This is a genomic window from Streptomyces sp. NPDC048484 (genome assembly GCF_040651415.1).
Taxonomy (GTDB): domain Bacteria; phylum Actinomycetota; class Actinomycetes; order Streptomycetales; family Streptomycetaceae; genus Streptomyces.
In genome coordinates, this window is sequence record NZ_JBEZJY010000114.1 from 1 (window position 1) to 4,006 (window position 4,006).

General features: G+C 67.9%; 4 protein-coding genes. All 4 read right to left on the bottom strand.

The window, feature by feature from the left end; translation table 11 throughout:
• Positions 1-100 precede the first annotated feature (100 nt).
• Positions 101-628 carry a hypothetical protein gene (locus tag AB0D14_RS44635; protein WP_362791189.1) on the bottom strand — a complete coding sequence of 176 codons (528 nt, stop codon included), beginning with the start codon at positions 626-628 and terminating at the stop codon, positions 101-103.
• A 76-nt stretch (positions 629-704) separates the two neighbouring features.
• The gene (locus AB0D14_RS44640) at positions 705-1,694 is read right to left on the bottom strand and encodes a tyrosine-type recombinase/integrase (RefSeq protein WP_362791192.1); all 990 of its coding nucleotides are present in this window, start codon (positions 1,692-1,694) and stop codon (positions 705-707) included.
• The gene (locus AB0D14_RS44645) at positions 1,691-2,623 is read right to left on the bottom strand and encodes a tyrosine-type recombinase/integrase (protein WP_362791195.1); all 933 of its coding nucleotides are present in this window, start codon (positions 2,621-2,623) and stop codon (positions 1,691-1,693) included. Before AB0D14_RS44645 ends, AB0D14_RS44640 begins: the two co-directional genes overlap by 4 nt.
• Positions 2,620-3,720, bottom strand: a complete 1,101-nt coding sequence (locus AB0D14_RS44650; RefSeq protein ID WP_362791198.1) for a tyrosine-type recombinase/integrase — start codon at positions 3,718-3,720, stop codon at positions 2,620-2,622. The genes AB0D14_RS44645 and AB0D14_RS44650 overlap by 4 nt, the downstream gene beginning before the upstream one ends.
• Positions 3,721-4,006 lie beyond the last annotated feature (286 nt).

Genomic DNA, 4,006 nt, shown 5'->3' on the forward strand with positions numbered 1-4,006 from the left:
CTATGCCGAGACCGCGACTATGCCGAGAAGGCTGCCGGCAAGCGTGATCGCGGGCTGCGCGGCGGCTGTTGTGCTCGGCATAGTCGACGGCGGGTAGGCGCTATCCGGCCCAGGGGTACGGGCCCTGCTTGAGGACGACGAGCCCGCCTGTCTGGTTGGCGGGCCAGAGGTCAATCCGGTAGAGAAAGTGATCGCCGGGGCCGCCGTTGGTGTTGACGGCCGGTGGGTCAGTGGGGACGTAGGAGACCCGGGCCCGCAACAGCCCAGCGGGAACGGTCATGCTCGGCCCATCCTCCGGGAGGACTCCGGGGCTGGACATGGCGAGTTGGCCGGTCGGGGTCTCCAGGTCCGCTTCCACGATGTGCTCAGCAGTCGGCTCCGTCGTCGGCGCGGCGGCATGAACGGTGATCAGCGACTCGACCATGTCGTCCCGAGCGGTGCCGACAGAGATCGAGTGTGGTTCCAGCCCAATGCGATGAACCTGGACTGCGTCCTCGGTCCAGCCGGCTGGCGGCAGGTCCGGGTCCGTCGCGGGCTCAGCCGTCCACGCGTCATAGGGCTCAAGGTCTTGGATATAGAACTGCCCATGATCGGCGTCGATCAGAAATTTCAACGAAGCGTCAGCCACCGCCGCAGGCTATCGGAGCCTGCCGCGCCGGTTGAGCTGGGCCTCCGTCCCGAAGACTGCTTGCGCCGTTGACGCCTCACAGACGGTCGAGGAAGGCGAGGATCTTGTCGGTGGGTTGATAGCGGCCCGGGCGGGCGGTGACCGGTGTGGTGAGGGCGAGGGCCTTCTCCTTGATGGTCATGTCGGCGTGGACGTAGGCGTCGGTGGAGCGGACGCCGGCGTGGCCGAGCCAGAGCGCGATCACCGTGGTGTCGACACCGGCCTGCAACAGCGACATCGCGCAGCTGTGCCGCAGAACGTGCGGGTGGATGCTCTTGTCCAGTAGGGACGGGCAGGCTTGCGCGGCGGTGCGCGTGTGGGTGCTCAGGCGCTGGGCGACGGCGTCGCGGCTGAGGCGGCGCCCGGTGCGGGTGCAGAACAAGGGGTCACCGCCGTGGCCGGTGCGTTCGTTCAGCCAGGAACCCAGCAGGTACTGGACGGGGCGGTCGAGCGGGACGGTGCGCTGTTTGCGTCCCTTGCCCTCGCAGCGGACGGCGGCGCCGTCGCCCAGAGTGATGTCGGTGCAGTTGAGGCTGGTGAGTTCGCTAACGCGCAGGCCGGTCTGGACGGCCAGCGCCAGCATGGTCTTGTCTCGTCTTCCTTCCCAGCGTTTCGGGTCCGGCGCGTCCAACAGCGCATCGACTTCCGGGCCGGTCAGAAACGTGACGGTCCTCTTGTCGAACCGCTTCGGCGGGATGTCGAGGACGCGCTGGATGAGCAGGGCGTGTTCGGGATGCTGGAGGGCTGCGTAGGAGAACAGGGAGCGGATGGCGGTCAGGCGGACGTTGCGGGTTCTGGTGCTGTTGCCGCGCTCGTCCTCCAGGTGGTTCAGGAACGCGGAGATCACGTCCGAGTTCAGGTCGTTCCAGTCCAGCTTGGCCGGAGGGGTCCCGGTCCGCTGCTGGACGAAGCCGAGCAGGAGGCGGAGCGCGTCGCGGTAGGCGGAGATGGTGCGGGGGCTGGCCTGGCGCTGGCGGGCGAGCCGATCGGTGAAGAACGCCTGCAGGGTGGGAGCGATCAGGGTCATGCGCGGGCCGCCTGGCGAACACCGTCGCGGCGGGCGGCGGCCAGCGCGAGCAATTCCGGGGCCGCCGACAAATACCAGTAGGTGCAGGCCGGTTCGCGGTGTCCCATATAGGTCGACAGTGACGGGATCCTTGCCTGGACGTTGTCCTCGGTGCGATACCAGTGCAGCAGCGTACGAACCGCGAAGGTGTGCCGCAGTTCGTGCAATCGCGGCCGGTGCGGGGCGTCGAGTCCGACGCCGGCAGTCTCCACCAGGGTCCGGAACACCGGATGGACGGAGGCGTAGATCAGCCGCTTGGCGGTGAGGGAGATGAAGAACGCGGGGTCCTTGGGCCTGGGCCTCAGCCTTTCGCGCAGCCTGTCGTACTCGCGCAGCGCGCCCGTGGCGCTGTCCTTCAGCGGGACCAGCCGAGACTTGCCGAACTTGGACTCGCGGATGTGCAGCACGCCCTCAGCCCAGTCGATGTCGTCGCGGTCCAGTTTGATTGCCTCTCCGATGCGCAGGCCGGACGCTGCCAGCAGCCCGATCAGCGTGTGATAGGTCGCTGCCCGCAACGGCTGGGGGATCGTCTCTTTGACCGCGGCCATGATCGCTGCGATGTCGGCGTCGGAGTAGAGGAAGATCTGGCCCCGGCGCTGGTTGTAGGGCACCAGTCCCAGCGGTGGCACCTCGGTCGCCGGGTCGATCCCGCTCAGATAGCGGGCGAACCCGCGAACGGCGGTGATCCGTCGAGGGCTGACCGTCGTGATCACCTCGGGCTCGCGGGCCTTCACCCAGTCCAGCGCGGCCGCGACGGTCACGGTCTGTTCGCCGCGGTTGTCCATGAAGCTCACGAAGTCCGGCAGCAGATACGCCGCTTCGACCATCTGGTGCCCCAGCGAACGACGGAGCCGCAGGTAATCACCGAGTGCTTGGTGAAGATCACTCATGCCGCCTCCGACCCGGGCCAGGGCTGGGCGACCGCGCGCAACGCGACGAAGTCGACCTTCGCGTAGAGCGCGGTCGTGGCCAGGTCCTGATGACGCAGCACCTGCCCGATCGCGGTGAGCCCGGCGCCGTGACGCAGCATGTCGGCGGCCAGAGCATGACGCAGCCGGTGCGGCCCGACCTTGGAAGAGCCGGCCCGCAGACATGCCCTTTCCACAACGTCGCCGACCAGGTCTGCCCGGATCGGCCCGCGCGGAGCCCTGCAGGTCAAGAACACGTGGCGGGCCTTCAGATGCGCTCTGGGGCCGGACAAGTACGCAACCAGGGCCTCGCCGACGTCGGCGGGCAGCGGGAGCCGGTCCTCACGGCGCCCCTTTCCCCGGACCACGATCTCGCCGCAGCGCCAGTCCACATCGTCCAGCAGCAGCCGAGCCACCTCGATCGAGCGCAGCCCGAGCCTGGCCACCAGCATCAAGATCGCGTAGTCGCGGACGCCGACCGTCCCTTCGCGCGGCGTATGGTCCAACAACCGCTGAACGTCGCTGGCCGCCATCGTCGGCGGCACGGAAGCGAAGCGCCAACCGCCCACCGGAGGCACCGCACCGCCGAGCTTCATCGGGATGATGCCTTGCAGGTGAAGGAACCTCATCAGCGACCGCAGTTCAGCCACCCGCCCCTTCGCCGATCCCGCCGAGACCCTGGTGCACTCCCGCAGCAAGAACGCGTTCAGATCCGCCCCCGTCAGACCGCCTGGCGCGAACACCCCGTCAGTCATTGCCTGTTCGGCCAGGAAACGCCGGGCGGTGTTCCCATAGCGCAGCATCGTTGACGCCGACAGGCCACGCTGGGACTCCATCCAGCATCCGTACTGCTCCAGCAGATCCTCCGCCAGCGTGGGTGTCACCTGCCGTGCTGGCACCACTCCGGCCTCACGCAGGTACGTCATCAGCGGGACCATGCCGCGCGGCCCAGCCACCCGGCGACGACCCGCTCGCTGGAGATCGGAAAGGTGTTGGCTCACCCGCTTCTCGTCCAGATCTGCGGCATCGAGGCCCTGCCTGGAAAGCCACAGGCCGACCTGCCCCAGATCCTTGAGCATGTTCCTGGCGGTCTGGGTCGTGTACCCGTACTCCGCCAGCCATGCCCGGTAGCCCTCGACCTGTGCGGTTAGGACACCCGCCTTCCGACGCGTACTTCCGAACGGCATCGCCACCCCCCTCGCGGGAGCCCCCTGCCCCCTCGCTCACGAGGCTGCCCGGCACGGAAACTATGCAGAGCCACGAACAGCCGAAACCCCACGAAGGAGCGGAACAACACACACCGCTTCGGCATAGTCGCGGTCTCCGCATAGGTCCAGCTATGCGGATATCCGCATAGGTGGACGA

What these genes read in the sequence shown, in the direction of transcription:
- AB0D14_RS44650 (WP_362791198.1), bottom strand. Translation starts at nt 3,720, where the DNA reads ATGCTCAAGGATCTGGGGCAGGTCGGCCTGTGGCTTTCCAGGCAGGGC.
- AB0D14_RS44645 (WP_362791195.1), bottom strand. Translation starts at nt 2,623, where the DNA reads ATGAGTGATCTTCACCAAGCACTCGGTGATTACCTGCGGCTCCGTCGT.
- AB0D14_RS44640 (WP_362791192.1), bottom strand. Translation starts at nt 1,694, where the DNA reads ATGACCCTGATCGCTCCCACCCTGCAGGCGTTCTTCACCGATCGGCTC.